Origin of the sequence: Phaeobacter sp. JH20_26, assembly GCF_048056275.1 — a bacterium.
Taxonomy (GTDB): domain Bacteria; phylum Pseudomonadota; class Alphaproteobacteria; order Rhodobacterales; family Rhodobacteraceae; genus Phaeobacter; species Phaeobacter bryozoorum.
Map to the genome: position 1 here is coordinate 336,448 of NZ_JAYMWL010000013.1, position 26,573 is coordinate 363,020.

The 26,573-nt window shown below is 58.7% G+C and carries 28 protein-coding genes and 1 tRNA gene; 6 read left to right on the forward strand and 23 right to left on the reverse strand.

What is annotated here, in order from left to right; genetic code table 11:
- Positions 1 to 7 precede the first annotated feature (7 nt).
- The 6 genes from VWY60_RS07380 to VWY60_RS07405 all read right to left on the reverse strand — a co-directional run bounded on the left by VWY60_RS07380 (position 8) and on the right by VWY60_RS07405 (position 6,015).
- The gene (locus VWY60_RS07380) at positions 8 to 874 is read right to left on the reverse strand and encodes an acyl-CoA thioesterase (RefSeq protein WP_340545571.1); all 867 of its coding nucleotides are present in this window, start codon (positions 872 to 874) and stop codon (positions 8 to 10) included.
- Between the two features lie 78 nt (positions 875 to 952).
- Positions 953 to 2,164, reverse strand: a complete 1,212-nt coding sequence (locus VWY60_RS07385; RefSeq protein WP_416540174.1) for a serine hydrolase domain-containing protein — start codon at positions 2,162 to 2,164, stop codon at positions 953 to 955.
- A 31-nt stretch (positions 2,165 to 2,195) separates the two neighbouring features.
- The gene (locus VWY60_RS07390) at positions 2,196 to 2,948 is read right to left on the reverse strand and encodes an enoyl-CoA hydratase/isomerase family protein (protein ID WP_340545569.1); all 753 of its coding nucleotides are present in this window, start codon (positions 2,946 to 2,948) and stop codon (positions 2,196 to 2,198) included.
- Between the two features lie 143 nt (positions 2,949 to 3,091).
- Entirely contained in the window at positions 3,092 to 3,886 is a 795-nt protein-coding gene (locus tag VWY60_RS07395) for an IclR family transcriptional regulator (RefSeq protein ID WP_416540175.1), read from the reverse strand.
- 24 nt (positions 3,887 to 3,910) lie between these two features.
- Positions 3,911 to 4,900, reverse strand: a complete 990-nt coding sequence (locus VWY60_RS07400; RefSeq protein ID WP_416540782.1) for a phosphotransferase family protein — start codon at positions 4,898 to 4,900, stop codon at positions 3,911 to 3,913.
- Positions 4,901 to 4,992: 92 nt separating this feature from the next.
- The gene (locus VWY60_RS07405; protein WP_416540176.1) at positions 4,993 to 6,015 is read right to left on the reverse strand and encodes an NAD(P)H-dependent flavin oxidoreductase; all 1,023 of its coding nucleotides are present in this window, start codon (positions 6,013 to 6,015) and stop codon (positions 4,993 to 4,995) included.
- Between the two features lie 164 nt (positions 6,016 to 6,179).
- Between VWY60_RS07405 and VWY60_RS07410 the strand changes: the two genes are divergently transcribed.
- The 3 genes from VWY60_RS07410 (at position 6,180) to VWY60_RS07420 (ending at position 8,647) form a co-directional block, all read left to right on the forward strand.
- A complete protein-coding gene (locus VWY60_RS07410) occupies positions 6,180 to 7,181 on the forward strand; it encodes an NADPH:quinone oxidoreductase family protein (protein WP_416540177.1) in 1,002 nt (333 codons plus the stop codon).
- 264 nt (positions 7,182 to 7,445) lie between these two features.
- The gene (aroQ, locus tag VWY60_RS07415; protein ID WP_416540178.1) at positions 7,446 to 7,895 is read left to right on the forward strand and encodes a type II 3-dehydroquinate dehydratase; all 450 of its coding nucleotides are present in this window, start codon (positions 7,446 to 7,448) and stop codon (positions 7,893 to 7,895) included.
- Positions 7,892 to 8,647 (forward strand): helix-turn-helix transcriptional regulator, encoded by a 756-nt coding sequence (locus VWY60_RS07420; protein WP_416534941.1) that lies wholly within the window; start codon positions 7,892 to 7,894, stop codon positions 8,645 to 8,647. The genes aroQ and VWY60_RS07420 overlap by 4 nt, the downstream gene beginning before the upstream one ends.
- Before the next feature lie 493 nt (positions 8,648 to 9,140).
- Here the strand turns inward: VWY60_RS07420 and tsf are convergent, their stop codons facing one another.
- The 5 genes from tsf to VWY60_RS07445 all read right to left on the reverse strand — a co-directional run bounded on the left by tsf (position 9,141) and on the right by VWY60_RS07445 (position 12,952).
- Positions 9,141 to 10,016 (reverse strand): translation elongation factor Ts, encoded by an 876-nt coding sequence (tsf, locus tag VWY60_RS07425; protein ID WP_340545563.1) that lies wholly within the window; start codon positions 10,014 to 10,016, stop codon positions 9,141 to 9,143.
- A 79-nt stretch (positions 10,017 to 10,095) separates the two neighbouring features.
- Positions 10,096 to 10,869, reverse strand: coding sequence for a 30S ribosomal protein S2 (gene rpsB, locus VWY60_RS07430; protein ID WP_340545562.1), 774 nt, complete (start codon positions 10,867 to 10,869; stop codon positions 10,096 to 10,098).
- A 188-nt stretch (positions 10,870 to 11,057) separates the two neighbouring features.
- Positions 11,058 to 11,903 (reverse strand): lysophospholipid acyltransferase family protein, encoded by an 846-nt coding sequence (locus VWY60_RS07435; protein ID WP_416540179.1) that lies wholly within the window; start codon positions 11,901 to 11,903, stop codon positions 11,058 to 11,060.
- On the reverse strand, positions 11,900 to 12,661 hold the full coding sequence (locus VWY60_RS07440) for a GNAT family N-acetyltransferase (protein ID WP_416540783.1): 762 nt from the start codon (positions 12,659 to 12,661) through the stop codon (positions 11,900 to 11,902). The genes VWY60_RS07435 and VWY60_RS07440 overlap by 4 nt, the downstream gene beginning before the upstream one ends.
- A 105-nt stretch (positions 12,662 to 12,766) precedes the next feature.
- Positions 12,767 to 12,952, reverse strand: a complete 186-nt coding sequence (locus tag VWY60_RS07445; RefSeq protein ID WP_061049281.1) for a DUF3553 domain-containing protein — start codon at positions 12,950 to 12,952, stop codon at positions 12,767 to 12,769.
- Positions 12,953 to 12,980: 28 nt separating this feature from the next.
- On the opposite strand from VWY60_RS07445, the gene VWY60_RS07450 reads away from it, so the two are divergent.
- Positions 12,981 to 13,577, forward strand: a complete 597-nt coding sequence (locus tag VWY60_RS07450; protein WP_340545560.1) for a histidine phosphotransferase family protein — start codon at positions 12,981 to 12,983, stop codon at positions 13,575 to 13,577.
- Between the two features lie 78 nt (positions 13,578 to 13,655).
- Here the strand turns inward: VWY60_RS07450 and VWY60_RS07455 are convergent, their stop codons facing one another.
- The 7 genes from VWY60_RS07455 to VWY60_RS07485 form a co-directional block, all read right to left on the reverse strand.
- Positions 13,656 to 14,921 (reverse strand): glutamate-5-semialdehyde dehydrogenase, encoded by a 1,266-nt coding sequence (locus VWY60_RS07455; protein WP_416540180.1) that lies wholly within the window; start codon positions 14,919 to 14,921, stop codon positions 13,656 to 13,658.
- A gap of 74 nt (positions 14,922 to 14,995) precedes the next feature.
- Positions 14,996 to 16,102: a glutamate 5-kinase gene (gene proB / locus VWY60_RS07460; RefSeq protein ID WP_416540181.1), complete on the reverse strand. Its 1,107-nt coding sequence runs from the start codon at positions 16,100 to 16,102 to the stop codon at positions 14,996 to 14,998.
- Positions 16,090 to 17,124, reverse strand: coding sequence for a GTPase ObgE (gene obgE, locus VWY60_RS07465; protein WP_340545557.1), 1,035 nt, complete (start codon positions 17,122 to 17,124; stop codon positions 16,090 to 16,092). The genes proB and obgE overlap by 13 nt, the downstream gene beginning before the upstream one ends.
- 108 nt (positions 17,125 to 17,232) lie before the next feature.
- Entirely contained in the window at positions 17,233 to 17,772 is a 540-nt protein-coding gene (locus VWY60_RS07470) for a GNAT family N-acetyltransferase (RefSeq protein ID WP_340545556.1), read from the reverse strand.
- 191 nt (positions 17,773 to 17,963) lie between these two features.
- Positions 17,964 to 18,233: a 50S ribosomal protein L27 gene (gene rpmA / locus VWY60_RS07475; protein ID WP_340545555.1), complete on the reverse strand. Its 270-nt coding sequence runs from the start codon at positions 18,231 to 18,233 to the stop codon at positions 17,964 to 17,966.
- 11 nt (positions 18,234 to 18,244) lie between these two features.
- Complete coding sequence (locus VWY60_RS07480; protein WP_340545554.1) at positions 18,245 to 18,835, reverse strand: 50S ribosomal protein L21; 591 nt, start codon at positions 18,833 to 18,835, stop codon at positions 18,245 to 18,247.
- A gap of 264 nt (positions 18,836 to 19,099) precedes the next feature.
- Positions 19,100 to 19,951, reverse strand: coding sequence for a DUF2059 domain-containing protein (locus tag VWY60_RS07485; RefSeq protein ID WP_416538745.1), 852 nt, complete (start codon positions 19,949 to 19,951; stop codon positions 19,100 to 19,102).
- 119 nt (positions 19,952 to 20,070) lie between these two features.
- On the opposite strand from VWY60_RS07485, the gene VWY60_RS07490 reads away from it, so the two are divergent.
- Both VWY60_RS07490 and VWY60_RS07495 read left to right on the forward strand, forming a co-directional pair.
- Positions 20,071 to 20,160 (forward strand) — tRNA-Ser (locus VWY60_RS07490).
- Positions 20,161 to 20,396: 236 nt separating this feature from the next.
- Positions 20,397 to 22,055, forward strand: a complete 1,659-nt coding sequence (locus VWY60_RS07495; RefSeq protein WP_416540182.1) for a UDP-N-acetylglucosamine-peptide N-acetylglucosaminyltransferase — start codon at positions 20,397 to 20,399, stop codon at positions 22,053 to 22,055.
- Positions 22,056 to 22,214: 159 nt separating this feature from the next.
- Here VWY60_RS07495 and VWY60_RS07500 read toward each other — a convergent pair whose 3' ends face one another.
- The 5 genes from VWY60_RS07500 to sufC are packed head-to-tail and all read right to left on the reverse strand — an operon-like array spanning position 22,215 to position 26,527.
- On the reverse strand, positions 22,215 to 23,435 hold the full coding sequence (locus VWY60_RS07500; protein WP_416540183.1) for a cysteine desulfurase: 1,221 nt from the start codon (positions 23,433 to 23,435) through the stop codon (positions 22,215 to 22,217).
- The gene (locus tag VWY60_RS07505; protein WP_340545551.1) at positions 23,428 to 24,009 is read right to left on the reverse strand and encodes a YIP1 family protein; all 582 of its coding nucleotides are present in this window, start codon (positions 24,007 to 24,009) and stop codon (positions 23,428 to 23,430) included. The genes VWY60_RS07500 and VWY60_RS07505 overlap by 8 nt, the downstream gene beginning before the upstream one ends.
- On the reverse strand, positions 24,006 to 24,491 hold the full coding sequence (locus tag VWY60_RS07510) for a YIP1 family protein (protein ID WP_340545550.1): 486 nt from the start codon (positions 24,489 to 24,491) through the stop codon (positions 24,006 to 24,008). Before VWY60_RS07510 ends, VWY60_RS07505 begins: the two co-directional genes overlap by 4 nt.
- Positions 24,491 to 25,771 (reverse strand): SufB/SufD family protein, encoded by a 1,281-nt coding sequence (locus tag VWY60_RS07515; RefSeq protein ID WP_416540184.1) that lies wholly within the window; start codon positions 25,769 to 25,771, stop codon positions 24,491 to 24,493. The genes VWY60_RS07510 and VWY60_RS07515 overlap by 1 nt, the downstream gene beginning before the upstream one ends.
- Complete coding sequence (gene sufC / locus VWY60_RS07520) at positions 25,772 to 26,527, reverse strand: Fe-S cluster assembly ATPase SufC (RefSeq protein WP_340545548.1); 756 nt, start codon at positions 26,525 to 26,527, stop codon at positions 25,772 to 25,774.
- Between the last annotated feature and the right edge of the window lie 46 nt (positions 26,528 to 26,573).

The window sequence follows — 26,573 nt, forward strand, 5'->3', positions numbered from 1 at the left end:
GGCTGCATCAGGATTTGGCGATGGGCCGCATCAGACCTTCCTGAGCGACGCTCGCCACCAAACGGCCATCCTGCGTGAAGATAGATCCGCGATTGAAGCCGCGGCCGCCTCCGGCAAAGGGTGAATCCATCGTATAGAGATGCCAGTCGTCGAATTTCACCGGTCCATGGAACCACATCGCGTGATCGAGACTGGCCGTCATCGCCTGTCCCTTTACAAAGCTCAGACCATGCGGACGCAGCGCCGAGCCCAGCAAGCCATAGTCAGAGACATAGGCCATCAGCACATGTTGCAGCTGCGGGCTGGCGTCCTTGGCGGCTTTCATCCTGACCCACATATGGTTGATATCACTGCATTTACCGGGATTGATCGGATCGCGCGGCTCAACATCGCGGATTTCGAACGGGCGTTCTCGGGAAAATTCTACGCGCAGTCGGCCATCCAGCGTTTCGGCTAGCTCACGTAGCAACACGTCACGAGATACCAGCGCATCGGGGGCCTTTACCTCCGGGATCTCATGCTGATGTTCCCAGCCCGGTTCATCAATGTGAAAGGACGCCGCGAGATTCAGGATCTGCTTGCCATTCTGCAAGGCGGTGACCCGCCGGGTGGTAAAGCTGCCGCCATCCCGCGCCGGATCCACCGCGTAAATCACCGGCTTTGACGGATCGCCCGGACGGATGAAATATGCGTGCAGCGAATGGCACAGACGATCCGGGACTGTCGCATAAGCGGCCATCAAAGCCTGAGCGATAACCTGACCACCGTAAATCCGGGTCGGCGTCTCACCACCGGATCCAATTCCGCGATAGAGGTTGCGGTCCAGTTCCTCAAGATCGAGGAGATTGAGCAAAATTTCAGCTGCGTCAGGCATTTGTTACGTCCTGTTGATCTTTGCGCGGGTCATCGGCTGTGCGTCACCCTGCCCTCATGGCGTGGCCGACAGGCAGGATTAGCCCGTTATCGCTCCGTGAACCAGCGCCTTTAGCTCCGCGCGTGCCGGATAGGAGCTGGATGGTGCCAGCTGTGTAAAAAACACGACACTCAGATCCAGCAGCGGGTCAACCCAGAAGAACGTCGACGCCATACCGCCCCAGCTGAAATCGCCCACCGATCCCGGACATCGCGCCCGCGCCGGATCAAGCACAACAGCGCCGCCGAGACCAAAGCCCATCCCCTCCATCGGCTGTTCCGCAAAGCTCTGCGGTCCCATCGACGCAATATCGCCTGGAAGGTGGTTTTGGCACATGAAATCAATGATTTGTGGACTGATCAGATGGTGTTTCCCCAACCGCCCACGCAGCCGGATCAACTCAACAAAGCGCATATAGTCGTCAATCGTACTGAGCAGGCCGCCGCCGCCCGAGTGCATCTCGGCCCGGCTAAACGGCGTATCGACGTAGCAATCAATCAGCCGCAGGCTTTCGTCTCCCTGCTCTGCACCATTCAAATCCATGGCGTCGCCACTCAGCGGAGAATATAATGAAGCCAGACGGTTACCGGTTTCCGCTAAGGTGTGAAATGCGGTCTGATCCATGCCAAGCGGGTCAAATATCTCACGCTTGAGGAACGCCGCAAGGCTGTCACCGGTTACAACCTCAACCACCCGGCCAATCACGTCAATGCCAACCGAGTATTCCCATCGTTTTCCGGGTTCAAAAGCAAGCGGAAGCGAGGCCAGTTCCGTGACCTTCGTCGCAAGAAGCCCCTGATCCGGTTTGAACATCAGATCCGTTTTCGACATTTCTTCTGCCAGAAAGCCCGGATTGAACGGGTAGCTCAATCCGCTGGTATGGGTCAGCAGCTCATGCAGCGTGGGCGCGCGGCAGGGCTGTGTCTGGTTAATATCGGTCGCGCCCTCAATAAGACAGTGCATATCAATGAATTCAGGAAGAAATTCCGACACCGGCGCATCCAGATGTAACAGGCCGCGTTCCAGCAGCAGCATCAATGCAAGCGAGGTGACCGGTTTCGTCATGGAATAGATCCGTGTCACCGTATCGCGGGTGAATGGCAGATCTTCGGCGATATTGCGATGACCAACCGCGTAGAAATAGCATTCTTCGCCGCCGCGGTTGATCAGCAGCGAACTGCCGGCATATTTGCGGTGATCGACATAGCGATGCTGCCATCTTCTGATGTTTTCTAGCCGCGCGGCATCCATGGGGGCTCCTGTCGTCAGATATCGGTAAGGTTCAGCCGATGAGCCTGGTCATCGCTGGCACAGTTTCACTGGTAAACCAGGGGGTATCATCCGATTCCGCTGCCATCGCCGCCTTGATCCTGGCGATCGTCTCGCCTCGGAGCTGCTGCTTGATCGCGCCGTAGGTTCCGGCGGGCAAGTCCGCCAGTGTCCGTGCTTCCTTCAGCGCGTATCCGAGCAGATCTTCGGCATCATCGGCAATGATATCAACGATATCGAAGTTGCGGGCTGCGATTGGCCCAATGGTCTGCCCGGTCAGCATCAAACGCCGCTGAATATTGGGGCTGAGGGTTGCCCGGGCGATCTCCAGCGGCGCCACGGGAAAATCCACCCCGGCCTGCACTTCTGCAAGACCAAACTTGGATTTAACCAGGGCTACACGCACATCACTGCAAAGGACAAAGAACAAGCCACCGGCAATCGCCGCACCATTAACAGCCGCAACCACCGGCTTGGGACAGGCGTAAAGCGCGAGGAACGCCTCGTTCAGCCCATCCACGGCAGCCCGCTGACCTGCCAGATCGAAATCCTTCGCGGCTTTCAGATCGAGGCCTGCCGAGAACACCTTGAACGCGCTGGTCAACAGGATCGCACGGACGGAAGGGTCTTCTCCGAATTCTTTGATTACATTGGCGAAATCCATCAGGAACTCGGGCGACAACGCATTGACCGGGGCCCGTGATAGTTTGAGTTCGACAACCCCGTCCCCATGTGACTGCCGGAACAACCAGTCGCTCTGTGTCATCTCTGCCTCTTCCCTTTGGGCTGGCGATCTGCTGCCAGCTGTTTGCGATATCATGCGTGGTTTGCTGACTGAGGTCGAGTATTTTGACCTACGTAAAACCACGCATAAAGCTATATCGCCCCCGCTTTGGCAAAGGGTTACCGCTAGGGGCGCATGCTTAGGGTTTCGGCAGCAGAAATCAGCTGATCGGCGTAGCGCTGTTCCAGAACGGCACGGCTTACGTGAAAAGACGGTCCACCGACATTCAGCCCGTAGACCCGTGTCCCGTTCAGCGAGACAACCGGCACCGCGATACCGTTCACATCCTCGCGCCAATCGCCATAGCCGGTGCAAAAGCCCCGTGCCGCATATTCCTCCTGCGCGCGACCCAGACAATCCTGCCGCGCCTGTTTTCCCTCAGGGTCAAGCGCGTCGGCGATCTTCAGGCTCTCCGTCCGCTGATCGGGTGACATGCCGGCCAGAACGGCGCGGCCAACGGCCGAGAAAAACAACGGCAGACGCATCCCGACATGTGCCGCAAGCGAGACATCCTCGCGCGAGCGATGCACCGCGATATAGATGACGTCAGCATGATGTGCTTCGCCTAATGCGCTGGTAATATAGGAATTTTCTCCATTCCTCAGATCCCGCAGGATTTGCGAGGCACGGTCGCTGATATCCATTCCCGCCAGCACGCCATAGCCCAGACGCAGAACCCCTGCCCCCAACCGATACGTCCCCGACTGCGGATCCTGCACGAGGTAGCCCAATTGGCACAGGGTATAGGTCAGCCGCGATACGGTCGGCTTTGGCAGGCCTGTGCGGTCGGCCAGATCAGTGTTGGTCAGCTCCAGCTCATTGCGCCGAAACGCGCGCAGCACATCCAACCCCCGCGCCAAGGCGGTGACAAAATTGCGGTCTTTCTCCGCATCCGCTGACGCTGTGTGGTTGCTGTCCATGCCCTGTCCCCTTGGCCGCTTGGCCTAGTCAAAACTACGCGTCAACGCGGCGAGCCCGGCGCGCGCAAACTCCGGCACAAATGCGCCCAGTCGCGCTGCATGTTCGGGGTTTGACGCATTGCCATCAAGCCCTCTTTTGCGCACACCCTGCAGGATCGCAGCCATTCGAAAGAAGCTGAAGGAGAGATAATAGCCAAAGTTATCAACTCCGGGCAAATCTCTGCGTTTACAATAGGTTGCAATAAAGGCTGTATCTGATGGCAGACCAAGCTCGCGCCGGTCAAGCCCGGCCAGTCCGCGCCCCTCGCGGCCGGGTGGCATCTGCCACTGCATGATGACCCCGGCGAGATCTGCATAGGGGTGGCCGATCGTCGACAGCTCCCAGTCGAGCACCGCACGACAGTTGGTTCCCGCTGCGGCAAAGATCATATTGTCGATGCGGTAATCACCGTGCACCAATCCGCGCTGCCCATCATCCGCAGGCATCTGCGCATCCAGCGCGGCGATCAGATCATCCATTTCGGCAATGGTTTCAACCTCGCTGGCGCGATACTGCTTGCTCCACCGCGCCAGCTGACGCGTGAAGTAATTGCCCTCGGGCCCGTAGTCGGACAGACCGACAACGGTGACATCAACCCCGTGTAGCGCCGCCAGAACGCGGCTCATTTCATCCATCACCGCGCCACGCTCGGTCGGCGACAGATCCGGCAGTGACGGGTCTGAGAAATTCCGCCCAACCACATGTTCCATCAGGTAAAAAGACGATCCGATGACGCTATCATCCTCGCAGAGATGATGCATCATGGCGACCGGCACTTCGGTGTTGCGCAACGCGGTCTGAACCCGAAACTCACGCTCGACCGCATGGGCGGATTTCAGCAGCACACCGGGTGGTTTACGCCGCAGCACATATTGCCCCGCATCGGTCGACAACAGATAGGTGGGATTGGACTGGCCGTTCTGGAATTTGCGGGCTGTGATCGGCCCGTCAAAGCCCGGCAGCCGTCCGCGCATGTAATGCTCGATAGCGCGCAAGTCCAGCGCCGCTGCGCCTTGTTCACGATCAGAGCCGCTGCGGTCTTTGCCGTTTGAACTGCCGCGTCCCATTATACGTCTCCGATTGTGGTAAACTCTGCCGCCAGCGCTCTGCCCGCGGCCTCGTAATCGGCGGCGATCTCCGCAACCAATGTGGCGACCGGCTGCACCTCTGTGACCGCCCCGATACCTTGACCGGATCCCCAGATCTCCTTCCAGGCCTTGGGCTTGGATGACCCACCCGCGAAATTCATCGCCGTCGCATCAGCGCTGGCCAGATTGTCGGGATCAAGCCCCGCCTTCTGAATGGAACCACGCAGGTAGTTACCAGAAACACCCGTAAACAATGAGGAATAGACGATATCATCGGCACTGCTGTCGACGATCATCTGCTTGTACGCCTGCTGCGCATTGGCTTCCTCAGTGGCGATAAAAGGTGACCCGGCATAGCCGAAATCGGCCCCCAGCGCCCGGGCCGCCAGCAGAGAGCGGCCATTGGCGATTGCTCCCGACAGCGCAAGGGGGCCGTGAAACCAGCTGCGGATTTCGCTGATCAGCGCCAGCGGCGACAGCTGCCCGGCATGGCCGCCTGCCCCGGCGGCAACCGCGATCAGACCATCTGCGCCCTTCTCGATGGCCTTATGGGCAAAGCGATTGTTGATCACGTCATGCAGCACGATGCCGCCGCAATCGTGAGCCACCTCATTCACCTCCGGTCGCGCCCCCAGTGATGTGATCCACAGCGGCACCTTCCAGCGATGACAGATCTCAAGATCACGCTCCAGCCTGGTATTTGACCGGTGAACAATCTGATTGACCGCAAAGGGTGCCGCCGGATGATCCGGGTTGTCCTGGTTATGGCGGTCCAGCGCCTCGGTGATCTGTTTCAACCAGGCTTCCAGAAGCGGCGGCTCGCCCTCAGCCTCACGCGCGTTCAGCGCCGGGAAGGATCCAACGATTCCGGCCTTGCATTGGGCAATGACGAGGTCGGGTACGGATATGATGAACAGCGGCGCGCCAATCAACGGCAGCCCAAGCTCCTGCAGGGCTTTGGGCATAGGCTGCCCACCCTGGGTGAGGTAATTTTTCTTCATTTCCAGCCCCTTATCCAGCAGAATTCAGGCCGCTTTCCGGTTGGAAAACAGATCGTTTGCAGAGCAGAATTGCATTTCGCAAATTCATTGACAACGCAAGATCTGCACAGAAGACTTGACGTCATACCGGCCAGGGTTCGGCCACCATGACAGGATAATCACTCATGCATGCGATGCTCTCCACCGCTCCAGGCGGCCCCGAAACCCTGCAGTGGAGCGCACAGGACGATCCCGTCCCCGGCCCCAGGGATGTGCTTGTGGCGATCCATGCCGCCAGCGTGAACTATCCTGATACCCTGATGATACAGGATCTCTATCAGATCAAACCACCGCGTCCCTTTGCACCGGGCGGTGAAATCGCGGGCGAGGTTATCGCCCTTGGCAAGGACGTCGATAATCTGAACATCGGCGACCGGGTTCTGGCGCTGACGGGATATGGCGGGTTTGCCACCCATATCTGCGTCCCTGCCGCCAGCGCCATCAAGATTCCCGATCAGATGCCCTATCTCGATGCGGCTGGTTTTGTCTTTACCTACGGCACATCTCATCACGCGTTGAAAGAACGGGCCCAGCTGCAACCGGGAGAGACCGTGCTGGCGCTGGGCGCCGCTGGCGGGGTTGGCTCTGCCGCAATCGAACTCGCCAAGGCCGCAGGGGCGCGTGTCATCGCTGCGGTGTCCTCCGCCGAGAAGGCGGCCTTCTGCGAGAAGATCGGCGCGGATGCGACGGTGATCTACGGCCATGCGCCCGACAAGGAGGACCAGATTGCCTTTGGAAAGAACCTCAAGGCGATGGCGGGGAAAACCGGGATCGATGTGGTCTATGATGCGGTCGGCGGCCCCTATGCCGAACCGGCGCTTCGCGCGATGGCCTGGCAGGGCCGCTATCTGGTCGTCGGTTTTGCCGCCGGCATCGCGAAAATGCCGATGAACCTGCCGCTCCTGAAAGGATGCCAGATCGTCGGCGTATTCTGGGGCGCCGCCGTTCAGCGGGCGCCAGAGCAGCATCGCACCAATGTCGGTGAGTTGTTTGAGCTCTATTGCAAAGGTGACATTCGACCGCGCATCCACGCGCAGTATCCGATGATCGAAGCCGCTGCTGCCCTGACAGAAATGCAAAACAGAAGCGTTCTGGGCAAGATCATCCTGACAAACACGCCAGATTGACACTGCTCGTCTAGAGGACAACGTTAGCGATAGCTCGCTTGCATATTATTCTAAAATATATATCAATATGAGCGAATTACGGCGGAGCGGCCGCAGCGCTGATGGGCTGGCCAACCGATCCTGCGCCTGTCACTTGGGCCAGCCAACGACGCGCCGGCAGGGCTGGAGACTGGCGACCATCCCGGCGAGCCCGCACCATGGCAAATGTCCTCTATTGGGCGGAAGACGGGCAATCGGGGCATCACAGAGTTATTGGATATCGACATGCACAACATCCTGGTTTTGAACGGCCCCAACCTGAACCTGTTGGGAACGCGCCAGCCTGAGGTTTACGGGCATGAAACGCTGGCGATGGTTGAACAACGCTGCATCGACCATGGCGCGACACTCGGGCTTTCGGTGACGTGCGAGCAGTCCAATCACGAAGGCGCGCTGCTTGATGCGCTGCATGGGGCCCGCGGCAGCTACGCCGGGATCATCCTCAATGCAGGCGCCTATACCCATACCTCCATCGCGCTGATGGATGCGATTTTTTCCATCGCCCTGCCGGTGGTTGAAGTTCACCTGTCAAACATCCATGCACGCGAGGAATTTCGCCATCGCTCCTATATCGCGCGCGCCGCGCTTGGACAGATCTGCGGATTTGGGTCACAGGGCTATCTGATGGCACTTGATGCGCTCAACAGCCATTTGAATCAGGAAAAACCGGGATGAAGCTGCGTGCCTACATAGACTTTCTATGCGGGGCGCGGACGCTTGAGGAGCTTTGGCTGGAACACGTCAAACAGATGCAGGCCTTTCGTTTTGACCGGCTGATCTACGGCTATACGCGTCACAAGACCAAAACCTCGCTCGGTGACCCCGAAGATTTCGTGATCCTGTCCAATCACTGCACCGAATACGTGAAAGGCTTCGTAAACTCCGGCCTCTATTTCGACGCGCCGATGTTGCAATGGGCGCTGAACAACGAAGGGGCCGGCAGCTGGCGCATGGTGCAGGAGCAGATGGCAAATCAATGCCTGACACCACAGGCGCAGAAAGTGATCGATTTCAATACGGCTATGGGGGTAAAGGCGGGCTACACCGTCAGCTTCTATTCGGCCTCTCAGCGGTTCAAGGGCGCGATATCTTTGGCGGCGGAGGAAACCCTCAGCCAGGATGAGGTCGATGAGATCTGGGCAACGCATGGCCATGATATCGTTCTGATGAACAATGTCGCGCATCTGAAGATCCTCACGATGCCTTATGACCCGCCAAACCGCAGCCTGACAAAACGCCAGAGAGAAGCGTTGGAATGGGTTGGTGACGGCAAGACCACTCAGGATATAGCGGTTCTGATGGGGCTGACGCCTGCGACCGTCGAAAAACACCTGCGCCTGGCACGCGAGGCACTGGCCGTTGAGACAACAGCCCATGCGGTACTCAAAGCGGCACTTCACAATCAGATGTATATTATGGAGAACTGATAATCCCTATAATATATATTGAATATTACAGCTGATATTCAGAGAGTTTCTTCCAATTTTCGCAATCTATCTGCAATTGGGTATGGAATTCATTACTTCCCCAATAGGCGAACTACAGGCACACTTACCATGTTCCGTGAGTGGGGCTTTGGCCTGGGACGGCGCAGGGCATGACCCTTGGGATTGCAAGGCTCTCTAACCTGTCCGGTAGCTGCGCGTATTGTTCCGCGCCAGCGCCGGGATATTCTGAGGGGCTTGTTGCGGCCATTCGATGTCTTTCCTGACATGGGCCCGCGACAGGCCCCTCACCCTCTTCCGACGGTATGACTGCCAATATGATATGTGCCATGGGCTTTGCCATCTGGGCGCTGCTGACGCGCCCTGCCCCTGATCGCCGCGCCTCTCACATTGCATTGTCACAAAGGAAAAGGCCGACGAAACGCGTTCGTCGGCCTTTAATTGCCTTACGATCGGGCGTTAGCCCGCGTCGGGCTTAGCCCTGGGCTGCCTTGGCAACCTCAGCTGCGAAGTCTTCTTTTTCAACTTCGATGCCTTCGCCGACTTCCAGACGTACGAAACCGGTGATGGTGGCGCCTGCTTCCTTGGCCGCTTCTTCAACGGTCAGGTCAGGGTTCACAACGAACTGCTGGTTCAGCAGGGTCGATTCAGCCACGAATTTCTTCATGCGGCCGACGATCATCTTCTCGATCACCTGCTCCGGCTTGCCGGATTCGCGGGCGATGTCCATCTGGACCTGCTTTTCTTTCTCAACAACAGAGGCGTCCAGCTCCGCTTCGCTCAGCGCGGCGGGGTTCACAGCTGCGATGTGCATCGCAATCTGCTTGCCGATCGCTTCGTCGCCGCCGTTCATGGCAACCAATACGCCGATCTTGCCCATGCCTGCGGTCGCAGCGTTGTGCACATAGGACACAACGGTTTCACCTTCGAGAGAGGCCATACGGCGCACGGCCATGTTCTCACCGATGGTGGCGATCTTGTCGGTCAGGGTTTCGGCAACGGTTTTGCCGCCCATGTCCGCCGCCAGCAGCGCGTCGACATCGGCTGCGTTCACTGCGGTCTTGGCAATGCCGGACACCATTTCCTGGAACTCGGCGTTTTTGCCGACAAAGTCGGTTTCCGAGTTCACTTCGACGGCAACACCTTTGTTGCCTTCGACGACCACGGCGACCAGGCCTTCTGCGGCGGTACGGCCGGATTTCTTGGCCGCTTTTGCCAGACCCTTGGTGCGCAGCCAGTCAACGGCGGCTTCCATGTCGCCATTGGTTTCGGTCAGCGCCTTCTTGGCGTCCATCATGCCTGCGCCGGTGCTGTCGCGCAGTTCCTTAACCATGGATGCAGTAATTGCCATCTTAGGCTCTCCTCAATTCAAAAACGGATATGGGGCAGGTGATAGCCTGCCCCGCATGTCAACTCCGTGACAGGACGGATCAGGCGTCAGCGGCGGCGTCTTCAGCAACGGCTTCTTCTGCCGGTGCCTCTTCCAGGGCGCCAAGATCAACGCCTGCGGCGCCGAGCTGTGCGGACATGCCGTCCAGAGCAGCGCGGGCAACCAGATCGCAGTAGAGCGCGATGGCGCGGGCCGCGTCGTCGTTGCCGGGGATGATGTAGTCAACACCATCGGGCGAGCAGTTGGTGTCGACGATGGCCACAACCGGGATACCCAGCTTGTTGGCTTCGGCGATGGCCAGCGCTTCTTTTTTCACGTCGATGACGAACAGCAGGTCAGGAACGCCACCCATCTCGCGGATACCACCGAGCGAGGCTTCCAGCTTCAGCTGGTCACGCTCCATGCCCAGACGCTCTTTCTTGGTCAGGCCTTCGGCGCCGGACGCCATTTTCTCGTCGATTTCCTTCAGGCGGTTGATCGACTGGGAAACTGTTTTCCAGTTGGTCAGCGTGCCACCGAGCCAGCGGTGGTTCATGAAGTACTGAGCGGATTTCTCAGCTGCGTCTGCGATCGGCTGAGCCGCCTGACGCTTGGTGCCGACGAACAGGATCCGGCCGCCCTTGGCGACGGTGTCGCGGACAGCGTTCAGAGCTGCGTCCAGCATGGGAACGGTCTGGGTCAGGTCCAGAATGTGGATGCCGTTGCGTGCGCCATAGATGAAGGGCGACATGCGCGGGTTCCAGCGCTGGGTTTGGTGACCAAAGTGTACGCCTGCCTCAAGCAGCTGACGCATGGAGAACTCGGGAAGAGCCATGTATCTTTTCCTTTTCCGGTTTCGTGCCTCGGCGGGGGTCTCAGAGCGGATGCTCCAACCGGCGGTCTGCCAGGGATGTCTCCCCCGGTCAGGCCAATCCCCACCTGCGGATTGAATGGCGCGCGTATATGCCAGCGCTGAAGGATGCGCAAGGGCAAAAGATATATCCGCGCCCTGCCCCGGCCATTTCAGCGCGCGCCCTGCCCAATGCGCTGCCAAAGCGCGGTATGTCCGGCGCTGACCTCGGCTTCGCAGGCGGTCGCAAGAGCCTTGCGATCGGCGAAATCGGACACCCGCAGCGGAGTATGATAGTGCAGCACCACCTCGCCCTGACGCAGCGACGCCATTGTCTTCAGCAGATGTGAGCCGAAATCCATGTCTCCCCACCAACCATAAAACCGCGGATCCTCTCCATTTGGCGGGTAGAACACCACCGAAACCGGCTGGATCGAGATCATATCGCGCAGCTCGGGGTGAAAGAACGCCGCAAAAAGCGTTGTCTTGAACGGCAGCACCCGCAGCCCGTCGGTCGATGTCCCTTCGGGAAAGAACAGCAGCTTGTGCCCCAGCAGCAGGCGCTGCTGGAACAATGCCGTCTGTCGGCGCGCTTCCCTTGCGTCGCGTTTGATGAACACCGTGCCCGTGGCCCGTGCCAGCCAGCCAATACCCGGCCATGAGGCAACCTCCGCCTTGGAGACGAAATAGATCCGCTTGCGGGCGTTCAGAGCAAAAATATCCAGCCATGACGTATGGTTGGCGACCACTGCGCCGCGTTGCGTCATCAATGAACCTTCAGTGCGGAACCCGATGCCCAGAATACGAAAGGCATTGCGGCAGACGCATTGCGTGATGAACGGCGTCACCGGTCGGCTGAGACCACAAAGCGGCCGTTCGATCAGGCGCACCAGCAGCAGCAGCAGCAAGCCGCCAAAGACCAGCGTGCCCAGACATAGGCCGCGACCCAGGATCAACACCCATCCAATGGCGCTGATCTTGATCGGAGGCGGCGCGTCCTCTCCCTCCCAGGTGGTCATGGCTCGCTACGCCCTGCCTCGTAGATCCGTCGCTGACGCGCGTTCATGCGTGCAGTGTCCAGCACAAGACAGATATCGGTGGTGTTGAAATCATGGTCGATATAGGCGCCATCGCCCACGCAGCCGCCAAGCCGCAGGTAGGCCTTGATCAGCGCCGGCGTGTCCAGCATGGCGCGGCGACGGTCCAGATCGCCTGCCGGGATCAGGTCCATGGATTGGTAGCTGCGCGAAACCGGCCGCAGATCTTCCGGCGCGAGATGGTTGTGGTGCAGCGATGACAGCGCATTGGCCAGCGGCGCAACCTCCGTCCCATGAAAACTGGCAACACCAAACAGCACCTCGATCTCATGCTCGGCCACATAGGCTGACAGCGCGGACCACAGGTGAAACATCGCGGTTCCGCCCCGATAGTCCGGGTGCAGGCAGGAACGCCCCAATTCCAAAAGCTTACGACCCGAAGCTCTCAGTTTAGAGAGGTCATATTCATCCTCGGAATAGAACTGCCCGGCCAAAAGCGCCTGATCGCCACGCAGCACCCGGTAGACGCCAACCACCGCATCGCGCGTCTGGTCCCAGAGCAACAGATGGTCGAAGAACGCATCGAAACGATCCTGCTCCAGCCCTGCCTCGTGATCCACCAGCGCGCCGCCCCCGCCAAGCTCACTGACAAAAACGTCGTATCTGAGCGCCTGCGCCGCGCGTACATCCGCCGATGTCTGTGCCAGTTTGACCTGAAATGCAGGAGAACTGCCGCCCATGAGCTTGCTCATCAATGGTTTGCCTTGCGTGCAGCTAGCCTATAAGGCACGGCATGTGCAAGTTTCGTTCAAATTGGTGAACAGGCGTTAACCGTTCATCAACGCTTATGACGGATCAAAGACTGGAATAAGGGCCACCTGCGCGCTGTTGAACACCACCTTGCCCTGATCGGGAAAGTTAACGGTGATCTTGCCGGCGGCGTTGGACTGGACCTGCCCCGTCCCCCATTCCGGGTGGTTGGGGTGGGTCACGAACATGCCAGGGGCAAGTATAGCGTTGAGGTCGTTCATGCGTGATGGCCCACTTCGGAGGAAAGATATGTCAGTAGATAACGCTAATCTCGCGGCTTTGATAGGGTCGCGTATCTGTCATGACCTGATCAGCCCGATCGGCGCGATCAATAACGGGCTCGAACTGCTTGGAATGTCTGGGGATATGTCCGGCCCCGAGCTGGAGCTGATCTCCGACAGCGTGGCCAATGCCAATGCCCGTATCCGGTTCTTCCGGATTGCCTTTGGCGCAGCCAGCGAACAGCAGATCAGCCGCGCCGAAGTGGTGTCGGTCCTGGAAGACATCGGCAAGGGCGGGCGGCTGAAATATCAATGGGCGCCGCAGGAGGCCTCGAGCAGGACCGAGGTGCGTCTCGCCTTTCTTGCCGCTTTGTGCCTCGAAACCGGCCTGCCCTATGGCGGCACGGTCAAGATCCTCTGCGCGGATGGCAAATGGACCGTCATCGGCGAAGGCAGCAAGCTGAATATCGACGATGATCTGTGGGCGCGCGTCAGCGGCGGCACCTCTTCGGCAACAGTGACCCCGGCGCTGGTCCAATTCGCCATGCTGCCCGAAGCGGCGAAGGATCTGGGGCGCACCGTGCGCGTGGAACAGACATTGGAGCGGGTGACGATCCACTTCTAACCCGCATCAGGCGACCGAAATATGAAAGCGCCGCAATCACTTGCAGCGCTTTTATTATGTCAGATGGGTTGGATGCTGTCAGCTGCGGACCGCACCGTTCCCGCGCACCAGATATTTGAAGCTGGTCAGCTGCGCCGCGCCCACGGGGCCCCGCGCGTGCATCTTCCCGGTTGCAATACCGATCTCGGCCCCCATGCCAAATTCACCACCATCCGCAAACTGGGTTGAGGCATTGTGCATCAGGATCGCGCTGTCCAGCTCAGCAAAGAACTGCGCAACGGCGCCGTCATCCTCGGTGATGATACAATCGGTGTGCTGCGAATGATGCGCGCGGATATGGGCGATGGCCGCGTCCAGATCCTGGACCTGTTTGGCGGCAATGATCGCATCCAGATATTCGCAGCCCCAATCGGCTTCGGTTGCCTCTGTCATGCCATCCGGGCCCGGCAGACCAGCCTCGGCGCGGATTTCCACACCGGCGGCGGCCAGCGCGGTCAGCACGTCGCGCCCAATCGTATCCGCGATATCCCGGTGGATGAGCAAGCATTCCGCAGCGCCACAGATGCCGGTGCGGCGCGTCTTGGCATTCAACACGATCTCCAGCGCCCTTTGCGGATCTGCAGCCTTGTCGAGGTAAATATGCACGATCCCCTCCAAATGCGCAAAGACCGGCACTCGGGCCTCGCGCTGGACAAGACCGACCAACCCCTTGCCACCACGCGGAACAATCACATCGACCGTATCGGTCATCGTCAGCAGTTCCTGCACCGCTGCACGGTCGCGCGTCGGGACCAGCTGGACCGCATCCTCCGGCAGATCGGCGCTGCGCAGACCCGCAACAAGGCAGGCGTGGATGGCCTGGCTCGAGTGAAAACTCTCCGAGCCACCGCGCAGGATCACCGCATTCCCCGACTTCAGGCAGAGCGCGCCGGCATCGGCGGTGACATTCGGGCGGCTTTCGTAGATGACACCGATCACGCCAAGCGGTGTGCGAACACGCTGGATCTGAAGCCCAGAGGGTTGCGACCATTCCGCCAGCACTTCTCCCACCGGATCGGCCTGTGCTGCGACCGCCCGCAGACCGGAGACAATTCCGGCAATCCGGTCTTCATCCAGCGCCAGACGGTCCATCATCGCAGGCGAAAGCCCCTTGGTGCGGCCGAAATCGAGATCCTTGGCATTGGCGGACAATATCTCTGCCCGCTTGTCCCAAACCGCATCAGCAGCGGCATTCAGCGCGGCGGTTTTGCATTCGGCACTGGCAACAGCCAGTTTTGCGGCGGCTTGCTTTGCACGTTTGCCGATGTCAGCCATCAGCGCAGCAATATCTTGCGTCTCATTCATCACTGGAAACCTTTTGTGGACCCACTTTGACACATCTGGTGGTCAGGCGGGGTCAGCCCTAACATAGATCACGGTTACAGCGCCATATCATCGCGGTGGATGACGGCCGCGCGCCCCGCATACCCAAGGATCGCTTCAATCTCGGCCGACTGGCGTCCCTGAATGGCGGCAGCTTCCTCAGCTGTGTACCGGCTGAGCCCCTGCCCCAGTTTTCGCCCGTCTGGGCCAAGGATGGCCAGCGGATCACCGCGGCCGAAGTCTCCTTCGATATGTCGGATGCCCGCGGGCAGCAGGCTCTTGCCGCGACCTAGCGCCCGTGCGGCGCCTTCGTCGATGGTGATCACGCCACGGGTTTTCATCGCTGCAATCCAGCGTTTACGCGCCACCTGCGGATCACCCTGTGCCGAGAACCACGTGGACGGCGCACCGCCTTCCAGCAATTTCAGAGGGTTGTGTCGCGACCCTTCAGTGATTGCCATGGCGCAGCCAGCCGCTGTCGCCATCTTGGCGGCCAGCAATTTGGTGATCATCCCGCCCTTGGAGAGGCCAGAGACGCCATCCCCGGCCATCGCCTCGATCTCGGCTGTGATGTGGTCAATCCGATCATAACGCTGCGCAGTCGGGTCCAGCACCGGATTGGCGCTGTAAAAACCGTCAACGTCCGACAGCAGGATCAGCGCATCAGCTCCGACGGTCACCGCAACCTGCGCCGCCAGTCGGTCGTTGTCGCCATAGCGGATCTCATCGGTGGCAATGGTGTCGTTTTCATTGACGATGGGCACCACGCCAAGGCCGATCAACGTCTCCAGCGTCGCACGAGAATTCAGGTAGCGACGGCGATCGGTGCTGTCTTCGAGTGTCACCAGCACCTGCCCGGTGGTGATCTCATGCGGCGCAAGCGCCTCCTCATAGGCGCGCGCGAGACGGATCTGGCCGACCGCCGCTGCCGCCTGCGATTGCTCCAGCGGCAGCTCCCGCGCGGCAAGATCGAGCACGCGACGCCCCAGGGCGATGGATCCCGAGGATACAAGGATCACGTCCTTGCCCATGGATTTCAGCCAGGCAACATCCTCTGCCAAGGCCCGCAACCAATCCGCCCGCAATGCGCCGCTGTTCCGGTCCACCAGCAGGGCTGACCCGATCTTGACGACAATACGCCGGGCGTCGGTCAGGGTTGCCACGTGCCCTGCTCCCCCTGAGGTTTCTGGCGCAGACGATCTTCGTCGATCTGCGTACGCATGGCACGGAGCACCTCGTTCAGACCCTCCCGGCTGACGCCGGACATCATGAAGACGGGACCGCCGACGGCGGCTTCCAGCTCGGCTTTGGCCTCCGCGCGTTCCTCATCATCAAGGGAGTCGACCTTGTTCAGCGCAGTGATGCGCGGCTTGTCCGCCAGCTCGCCGCCATAGGCCTCCAGCTCATTGATGATGGTCTGGTAATCCTCCGCGACGGTTTCCGATGTCCCATCCACCAAATGCAGCAGAACGGCACAGCGCTCAACATGGCCAAGGAAGCGGTCACCGATCCCGCGCCCCTCATGGGCGCCTGCGATCAGACCGGGGATATCGGCCACAACGAACTCAACCCCGTCGATGCCAACAACGCCGAGATTCGGATGCAGCGTGGTAAACGGGTAGTCCGCGATTTTTGGCCGGGCGTTGGATGTCGCCGAGAGAAAGGTTGATTTGCCGGCGTTGGGCAGGCCCAACAGGCCGACGTCCGCGATCAGTTTCAGCCGCAGCCAGATGGTCCGCTCAATCCCGTCCTGACCGGAGTTGGCCCGGCGCGGCGCCTGATTTGTCGCGCTTTTGAAATGCAGGTTGCCAAAGCCGCCATTGCCGCCTTTGGCCAGGAGAAAACGCTCACCGACCTCCGTCAGATCCGCAAGAACGGTTTCCTGATCCTCATCCATGATCTCCGTACCAACCGGCACGCGCAGCACGATATCATCGCCATCCTTGCCGGTGCGCTGGCGCCCCATGCCGGATTGGCCGTTCTTGGCAAAAAAGTGCTGCTGATAGCGGAAATCAATCAGCGTATTCAGCCCCTCGGTCACCTCGACCCAGACTGACCCGCCACGGCCGCCGTCGCCGCCGTCGGGGCCGCCATATTCCATAAATTTTTCACGGCGAAAGCTGACGCAGCCGTTCCCGCCCGCGCCGGAGCGAATGTAGACTTTGGCCAGATCGAGGAATTTCATGTCAGCTCCTTGCTGATGACCTGCCGCCACAGGCGGAGGGAAGATGGGTCGTGCCGCCGCTGTCGGGGGCTGTTGCCCCGACTTAACGCAAAGCGCGCGGCGCGCCAATCACAGTTTTCTGCTGTAGGTCCAGGTTGGCACCGTCGCATCGCGGGCGACCGAGAATGTTTCGGCGTCACCGAGATATTCAAAGCCACAATGGGTCAGGACACGCGCCGAGGCGGGGTTGTCCTGAAAAGCGCTGGCAAACATCGCGCTGCACCCTTGCGGATTGGTCTCGACCAGAGCCCGCAGCGCCTCGGAGGCCAGACCATTGTTCCAGAACACCGGCGCAATCCAATAGCCGACCTCGCTCTGGTCACGGTCAAGCCGCTTGAGGCTGATGATACCTTTCAGTTCTTCGCCACCATCTGCGGTGCCGTCGATGGCCCAAACATCTTCTTCGCGCTCTTCGTCGGTGGCGCGGGCAACAAATGCCTCGATCGCGCCGGGCGGCAGCGGATGCGGAATGGCGGTGGTCATGCGGGCGACACGTTCGTCGCTCACGTAATGGGCAATCAGCCCCTCGTCGGATTTACGCAGCGGGCGCAGGACAAAACGTCCCGCATCGATCACAGGCTGTTCTGCTCTTTTATGATCCAAACTCATGCCCTCGCTCCTCTCGAAGAATACAAAACCGACCATCTGGCCGGGTAAACCTAGTGGGCCTTAACAAACTGACGCGCTCTGCCATACAGCAAAGCCGTTTAGAACTGGTTAGGGTTTGCGCCCCCGGGAAAATAAAAAGGGACCGGCGGTGTCGCCGATCCCCTGATTGTGTCTCACCTTTCAGGTTCGGCTTATTCAGCGGCCTCCGCCACTGGCAGAACCGAAATAAAGGTGCGGCCCTTGAGGCCCTTGTGGAAGGTCACAGCACCGTCGGTGGTCGCAAAGATTGTGTGATCTTTGCCCAGACCTACGCCTTCACCCGGCCAGAACTTGGTGCCGCGCTGACGAACGATGATGTTGCCAGAGATGGCCGACTGACCACCGTAGAGTTTCACGCCAAGGCGGCGACCGGCTGAGTCGCGGCCGTTACGTGAGGAACCACCAGCTTTCTTATGTGCCATTGTCTATCTCCTTAGCCTTTAGCCAATTCTTTGGCCTGCTCAACCCATTCGGGTTTCACTTTGACCGCGTCGATAGCAGCAATGTCAGCATCCGACAAGGCCGCGATCTGGGCAAAGCTGGTCAGACCGGCTTCTTCCAGTTTCTTGGCAGCAGCCGGACCAACACCGGTCAGCGCAGTCAGGTCGTCGCCCGATGCAGCCGGAGCGGCTTTCTTGGCAGCAGGCGCAGCTTTGGCAGCAGGAGCAGAGCCCTGGCCGCTGGCAGCTTTCACGCCGGACTTGTCAGCGCCGGAGGCCAGGATCTCAGTGATCTTGACCAGGGTCAGCTTCTGACGGTGGCCCTTGGTGCGCTTGGAGGAGTGCTTACGACGGCGCTTCACAAAGTGAATGACCTTCTCGCCTTTGATCTGGTCGATGACTTCGGCCTGAACCGCAGCACCATCCACAAAGGGCGCACCCACAACCGGTGCATCACCACCGAGCATCAGAATGTCGTTGAACTGGATTGTTTCGCCAGCATCAGCAGCCAATTTTTCCACGCGCAGCATATCGCCGGCCTGAACTTTGTACTGCTTGCCGCCGGTTTTGAGGACCGCAAACATATGCGTCTTTCCTTTTCTACCCGCGTCCTACGGTCCCGGATGTATCCTGCGATACGGTCGGTGTTTCGGCCAGTGGGCCACCTCGAACAGCGCGCCCCCTGGGGGCGTATGACAAATAAACCCCGGCACAGGGAATCCGGGCCGGGATGCGGGCTTATGCGGCGAATTGAGCAGCGTGTCAACCCTGCGCTGCCCCCTACGCCAGTGGCCAGTGTCGCGCCGTGTTTTGCAGGGATGTTTCACACTTCGGGCGCGGATTGCCCCTTACAGATCCTGCGCCGGTTCAAGCCCCTTCAGACGATAGGCCAGAAGTTCAAAGCGGTTGGCGGTGATCTCGAAGGTAACCGCATTCAGCAGCTCATAGACCCGCTGCATCAACGGATGCTCCAGCGCGGCGATATATTGCTCCAGTTCTGCGTCGCTGAACCCCTGATAGGTATAGGCATTGGCTGCCAGATTGGCCGCCTGCATCGCCATCCGCGTCGACGCCTGCTGCTCCTTCATCAATGCACGCAGCCCATCTGCATCGAGCTGCAGGTCAATCACCCCAGCCGCGCTGGCAGCCATCAGGAAGCGGAACTGGATCTCCTGCACCGCCTTCACCCCGGTGCCATCGGAATCCAGCGCCAGCCCCATGCGCTGAAACAGATGCGGGCGATCACTGCCGTCCGCCACCAGATCGGAGATAATGCGCATGCCCGCCTGCTGCTTGGTTTCGTCATCCTCCACCATGTGAGAGGCGTTCTCTGCTTTCACCAGACGTGCGCCCAACGGGCTGGCGTAGAACTCCGCCGCATGGGACAGCGCGTCCTCCTCAAGCGTTTCCTCCAGAATGCCAAGGGCGATCTCGCGCATTTCCCTGCGGTCAAAGACATCCTGCGACAGCTCTACCCAGGCTGCGCCAAAATCACCGGCATCAACACCCAGCATACCCGGTGCCATCTCAGCCGAGAGCGCGATACTGTCCAGCGCCACGTCAAAACCAGTTGTTTCAAGGAACGCGACAACCCGGTCACGATCCGCCGCCTGCGCGCCGGAGAATGCAAATAACGATGCAAGAACAAGGCCCAAGAGCGGTTGCATCACAAGTTTTCGGAGGGGTGAAAGCTGTTTCATACAACGAAATCTAAGGGTTTTATCGCGCGAGACAATGAAAATTCCGATTTCCTGCAGAAAGCGCAAAATCCCCCCTTGCGCGCCCAAGCTTTCCACTTTAAACGGCCCTCACCCCCCGCGGAGAGGTGCCGGAGTGGTCGAACGGGGCGGTCTCGAAAACCGTTGTTCCTTCACGGGAACCCAGGGTTCGAATCCCTGTCTCTCCGCCATTGTTCCCCTGAAATTCATGAAACCGATAATTTCTAAGGGGATAGTGCAGTTCTTACAGGATAACCCCGCATGTATTGGCCCTCGACCAATGCCTCCCAGGGGGTGGTACGTAGATATGCCGGTCGGTCACCATCAAAACACCACAGCACGATCGAGGAGCGTTAATCCGCCCATCATAACGGGTTCTTAAGAATTTTATATAAAAACAAGGGAGAGCAAGGGCAGGAGTTGCGTTGTGACCGTTGCATTCCCAAAGGGATTTGACAGCCCGATATACAATCGCGCTGTCTTGCTGATGAGAAACGGCGAATTTTCAGAGGCTGAAACACTGATGCGCAGTTCGATCGAATGCGAGGGTCAGACAGCACTCAGCTATCACTATCTTGCGGAAGTTGTTGCTTCCCAATCCGGGCGCATTCAAGACGCGATCAAGCTGCAGAGGAAAGCCCTATCACTCGCGCCGACAAATTCGGTTTTCATAGCCGCACTTGGGTCACGCTTGAAAGATGGCGGGTTTGACCGGGATGCGCTTGAAATGCTGGAGGTCGCCCTTTCTATCGACGCAAACAGCCCTATTGCACTGCCGTTGGTCATGCGGCTTCGAAGACAATTTCTATCTTGGGAAGATAATAAGCAAGAGGCGTCCACAATTCTGAGGATTATACAGAACGGTCACGCCTTCGATCCTCTGGCGCTGCTCGCCTATATTGATAACCCACAGAGCCAGCTAACAAATGCCTATGCGCGGGCACCGCACTCTGCGGGCAAGACGGTGCCACCGCATCAACCAGGCGATAAAATACGAATTGGCTACTTCTCCAGCGACTTCCATGAACATGCAACGATGCATCTATTCGAAGGAGCGCTCAAAGCCCATAATCGCGATCAATTCCAGTTCTTTGTCTACGATATCAAGCCGCGCGAACGGTCGCGGCAAAATAGGTTCATACGGGAATTTGCCGATATATATCGGGATGTATCACGGCTGACAGCTGAAGAAATCGCTCAGCTGGCGATTGATGATAACGTCGACGTCGCGGTTGATCTGAAAGGCGACACCGCCGATGCAAAGCAAGAGATATTCGCAGTCCGGGCCGCACCGGCTCAGGTGTCATTCCTAGGCTTTCCAGGGACATCTGGAATGGCCACGATGGACTATATGATCGCAGATAACATCACAGTACCCGAAGAAGACGAACAATTTTACAGTGAAGACATCGTTAGAATGCCGACCTGTTACCAGCCTAACAGCAATTGCCGCTATGTTCCAAAGCCTGAAAACAGCCGGTCACGCTATGGTCTTCCAGACGACAAGTTCGTCTTTGCAAATTTGAACAACACCTACAAAGTTGGCCCTCGCGAGTTCTCGGCCTGGATGAAAGTCCTGAAACGTGCTCCAGATTCAGTTTTGCTATTCTACACCGGTAAGGAAGACAACTCTGCCGCTATTTTCGACAAAGCGCGCGCTCTTGGTGTCAGCCCCGAGCGGATAATACCTTGTACGGTGTTACCTCAGTCGGAACATCTGGACAGGATTTCACAGGTCGATCTTTGTCTTGATTGCTTCAGCTACAATGCTCACACAACTGCGTCTGATGCGCTCTGGGCAGGTGTTCCAATCCTTACTATCTACGGAAAACAGTTTTCCGCGCGGGTAGCGACAAGCATACTAAATGCCGCAGGTCTTCCAGAACTATCTGTGAAGTCAGAAAAACACTTCATCGACAAGGCCGTTAGCCTGGCACAAGACCCAGAGGAAATGCACCGGCTCAAGAGGCACCTTAGTGAAAACCGCTACGCACTCCCGCTATTCGACACCAAGGGTTGGACAAAAGACTTCGAAGAGGTTCTTCGAACGATTTATGAGGCATCACTGAACACACCCGTAACGTGAGGTTCACGATCCGGCTCTGATACAAAAGGTAGGATCGTGCGGGAGATATCAACACACATAGACTTCGATGTATCACCCGGCCCATGACCGGGCGGATCAACTGCTACGGCTACATTAGAAAATCGAAATCTCTATGTCAGTCAGACCACCAGATCGCTGTTAGGCAAATAGATCGTGGGCCAGTTCCAGGGCGTCGATCAGCACGTCGACCTCGTCCTTGGTGTTATACATGGCAAAGGACGCACGACAGGTCGCCGCAACGCCAAGGTGATCCATCAGCGGTCCGGCGCAATGTTGTCCTGCGCGTACCGCGACACCCTTCTTGTCGAGAATGGTCGAGATGTCATGTGCATGTGCCGCGCCTTCCAGTGTGAAGCTGAAAATAGCAGCCTTGTCAGCGGCTTGACCTTGGATATTGACCCAGTTCAGACCGTTCAACCGTTCGCTGGCATAGGCGGTGATCGCCGCCTCATGGGCTGCGATATTCTCCATGCCGATAGCCATCATGTAATCCAACGCAACACCCAGTCCGATCATCTGTACGATGCCCGGCGTGCCGGCCTCGAATTTCATCGGAGCGTCATTGTAGATCACCTGATCGCGGGCAACCTCCTTGATCATGTCGCCGCCACCCATGAAGGGGCGCATTTCAGCCATGCGCTCCGGGCGAATGTAGATGGCACCGGAGGAGGACGGCCCGTAGAGCTTATGACCGGTAATCGCATAGAAATCACAGCCCATATCCTGCACATCCACGGGCAGATGAACCGCCCCCTGCGAGCCATCAACCAGAACCGCAACGCCGCGCTGGCGGGCCTCATGGCAGATGGTTTTCACATCAACGATGGTGCCCAACACATTGGAACATTGGGTAACTGCAATAAGCTTTGTCTTTGGACCGATGGCGTCCAGCACGGCCTGCGGATCGAGGCTTCCGTCAGCTGCTGTCTCCACCCATTTCAGAACCACGCCCTGACGTTCACGCAGGAAATGCCAGGGAACGATATTTGCGTGATGCTCCATCACGCTGAGAATGATCTCATCCCCGGCCTGAAGCTGCGGCATGGCCCAGCCGTAGGCGATCGTGTTGATCCCCTCCGTGGTCCCTGAGTTCATGACGATGGTATTTTCGTCGCCCGCATTCAGGAACCGCGCAATGGTGCCCCGAACGCTTTCGTATTTCTCGGTCGCTAGATTAGAGAGATAGTGCAACCCTCTGTGAACGTTTGAGTATTCCTCAGAATAGGCGCGCGTAATTGCGTCAATTACAACCTGGGGCTTCTGTGCCGATGCGCCATTGTCCAGATAGGTCAGCGGTTTGCCATTCACCTGACGAGACAGGATCGGAAAATCGGCGCGGATTTTTTGGACGTCATACATGGTCGGGAAGCCCCAGTAGTGCCGGGGCCTGCGCCCCCAAAAGCAGAGAGAGAAGAATGACGATCAAAACCGCCGACATCAGAACCGAGCCGATGGCCCGCCAGATGGATGTAAACTGATGCGCTTCCTTGATAAACAGCAGAAAGATTGCCAGCATCATGAAATTCGCGAGCAAGGCGATCAAGGATGCCGCCAGCGGCAGCACCAGATGCAGCAGCATCACCGCCACCAAAAGCGCGATCTGCACGGCATTCAGCCAGACATTGACCGCCAGAATATCGCTGAACTCCGCCTTGCCGCCAATCCAGCGACCGGTCCAGGTCAGAAGCGCCGTCACGGCCAGATGCAGCGCAAAAACCGCACCAGCATAGTACAGGGGTTGAATGGCGGCCAGTACCGCGATGTTGCCCGGAAGGATCAGATCGGCGAGCTGAAGGATCATCGTGTTGACAACCGCCGTCAACAGCAAGGCAAGAACAAGCACCCGGCGCGGCCAGTCAACGGACAGAAGAACCCGCGCCGCCGCTGTGGGAGCGCTGAAGGTAAGGCCCGCAAGTGACTGATAAGGGATCATTCTTTGCCCCAATACGCCTGAACCATCCCGCTGCCCCAGAACCACAGGAACAGCACAAACCATAGCCCGCCAACCAGATTGAGCTCCAGCCCCGGGCCGATGAATCCCGCGACAAGCCCGTTCAACAGCATCAGCGGACCAGCCGCGAGGAACGCCCAGAACAAGGCCAGACGTGCCTGCGCGCTGTCGCCAGAGCCGCCAAAGATCCGCGCGACGCCATGCGCCAGAAAGGCCACCCCGTAGAGGAGCAGCGGCGCAATGAAGATCAGCGCCAGCAGCGAGCCGCCCAGCAGCATGTTCAGCTCCTGCCCGCTCAGATGCGCCTCACGCGCCCGAGCTGGCATCTGAGCAATGAACGCCAGAGCGCAGCCGGCCATGAGCATGGCCAGCAGCCGATCTTCACGCAACCCCATGGCAAGACGCCGCGCATAAACCCTGCGCGGCCCCCTGTAGGTGGCGACGATGTCCTGACTGACGGACATCAGCGGCGCCGGGCCAGCCAGCCTTCCAGCCGGTCCACAACGCTTGCCGCAACATCGGCGTCTTCGATCTCCTCAACTGCTTCAGCAAGGAAGGCAAGGGTCATGAGATCGGTTGCTTCAGCCTGAGGAATGCCGCGCGACCGCAGGTAGAACAGACCCTCCTCGTCAATTGCGCCTGAGGTGGAGCCATGCGAACAGGCCACATCATCGGCGTAGATTTCCAGCTCGGGTTTGGCCAGAAACTGGCTGTCGTCATCCAGCAGAAGAGACTGAGAAATCTGATATCCATCAGTCTTTTGCGCGCCTTCCTTGACCAGGATTTTGCCCTGGAAAACACCGGTTGCCCCGTTGCGCAGAACCTTCTTGAAAACCTGGCGGCTCTCACAGTTCACCGCATCATGGGTGATGAAGACGGTGTCATCGTGGTGGAAATCACCATCACCGACACAGGCGCCTGCGATATGCGCGACCGCATCATCGCCGGTCAGTTCAATCACCGCCTCATTGCGCGTCAGCACGCCGTTTACAGTGAGGGTGAATGCCTTGAACACGGATTCAATACCGAGGCGTGCAAACAGATGCGTTGCAGCCCGGCGCTCATGATCACGCCCCTGCGCCCGCACCAGATGCAGAGACCCGCCGTCGGCAACGTCGATTTCCATACATTTGTTGAACCGCGATGCAGCCGGGCCGTTTTCCAGAATGGTCGCTGATGCCCCGCTTTCAACACGGATCACGTGATGCAGGATGGCGTCTGACTCTTCTGCCGCGTGACGGTAGATCAGATTGACCGGTTTGGACGGGCTGCCGGTCACACGGATGGCGACACCATCGCTGGCAAATGCGGTGTTCAGCGCCGCCAGAGGGCGGGCAACAGGCGTCTGTCCGCGCGCTTCAAGAACGCCGTACAAATCCTTGGCCCAATGGATATCTTTGTCACAGATATCGGCGATGCGATCAATGCTGATGCCCTCCAGCGACAGATCGTCAGAGGCATCGGCATCAAAGACACCGTCAACGAACACGATCTTGATGCGATCAAATTCGTTGAACATCGGTGCTTCGCCAGCATCAAAAACTGCGGCCTTTGGTGCCACGGCGGCGGTCAGCGTGTCCGGGCGGGTGTATTTCCAGTATTCATCGCGGCGGTTCGGCAGGCCCAGTGTCTGAACCCGCGACAACGCCGCATGGCGCGCCTCCGCCAGACAGCCCCCCTCCGGCATGGTCAGCGCCGCCAACCGTGCCTCGGTTTCGCTTTGTTTTCTTTCAGGAGCGGCCATTTACACACCCTCTGCCAGAATATCGGCATACCCGTTGTTTTCGACTTCCAGCGCCAGCTCGGGACCGCCGGTTTTTACGATGCGGCCGTCTGCCATGATGTGAACGACGTCGGGTTTGATGTGGTCCAGCAGGCGCTGGTAATGGGTGATCACCAAGAAGCCGCGGCCTTCGTCGCGCAGGGCGTTCACACCTTCGGCAACCAGTTTCATCGCATCGACATCCAGACCGGAATCGGTCTCATCGAGGATGCACATCTTTGGCTCAAGCATCGCCATCTGTAGGATTTCGTTACGCTTTTTCTCGCCGCCGGAGAAGCCGACGTTGACCGGGCGCTTCAGCATATCGGCGTCGATTTTCAGGGTCTTTGCCTTGGCCCGCACTTCCTTCAGAAAGTCGGAAGCGCTCAGCTCGTCTTCGCCACGCGCCTTGCGCTGCGCGTTTACGGCAGTGCGCAGGAAGGTCATATTGCCGACACCTGGGATCTCGACCGGGTATTGGAACGCGAGGAACACACCTGCGGCGGCGCGCTCTTCCGGCTCCATGTCCAGCAGATCTTCGCCAGCCAGAGTCGCCGCGCCGTCGGTGACCTCATAGCCATCGCGACCAGACAGCACATAAGAGAGGGTCGATTTGCCAGAGCCGTTCGGCCCCATGATGGCATGTACCTTGCCAGCCTCAACGGTCAGGTTGACACCTTTGAGGATCTGTTTGTCCTCTTCTTCAAGTTTGACGTGCAGGTTTTTGATTTCGAGCATTTTTTCCTCGTTTATATCTCTTCGGAGCAGCGCCCCGGTTGTTTCT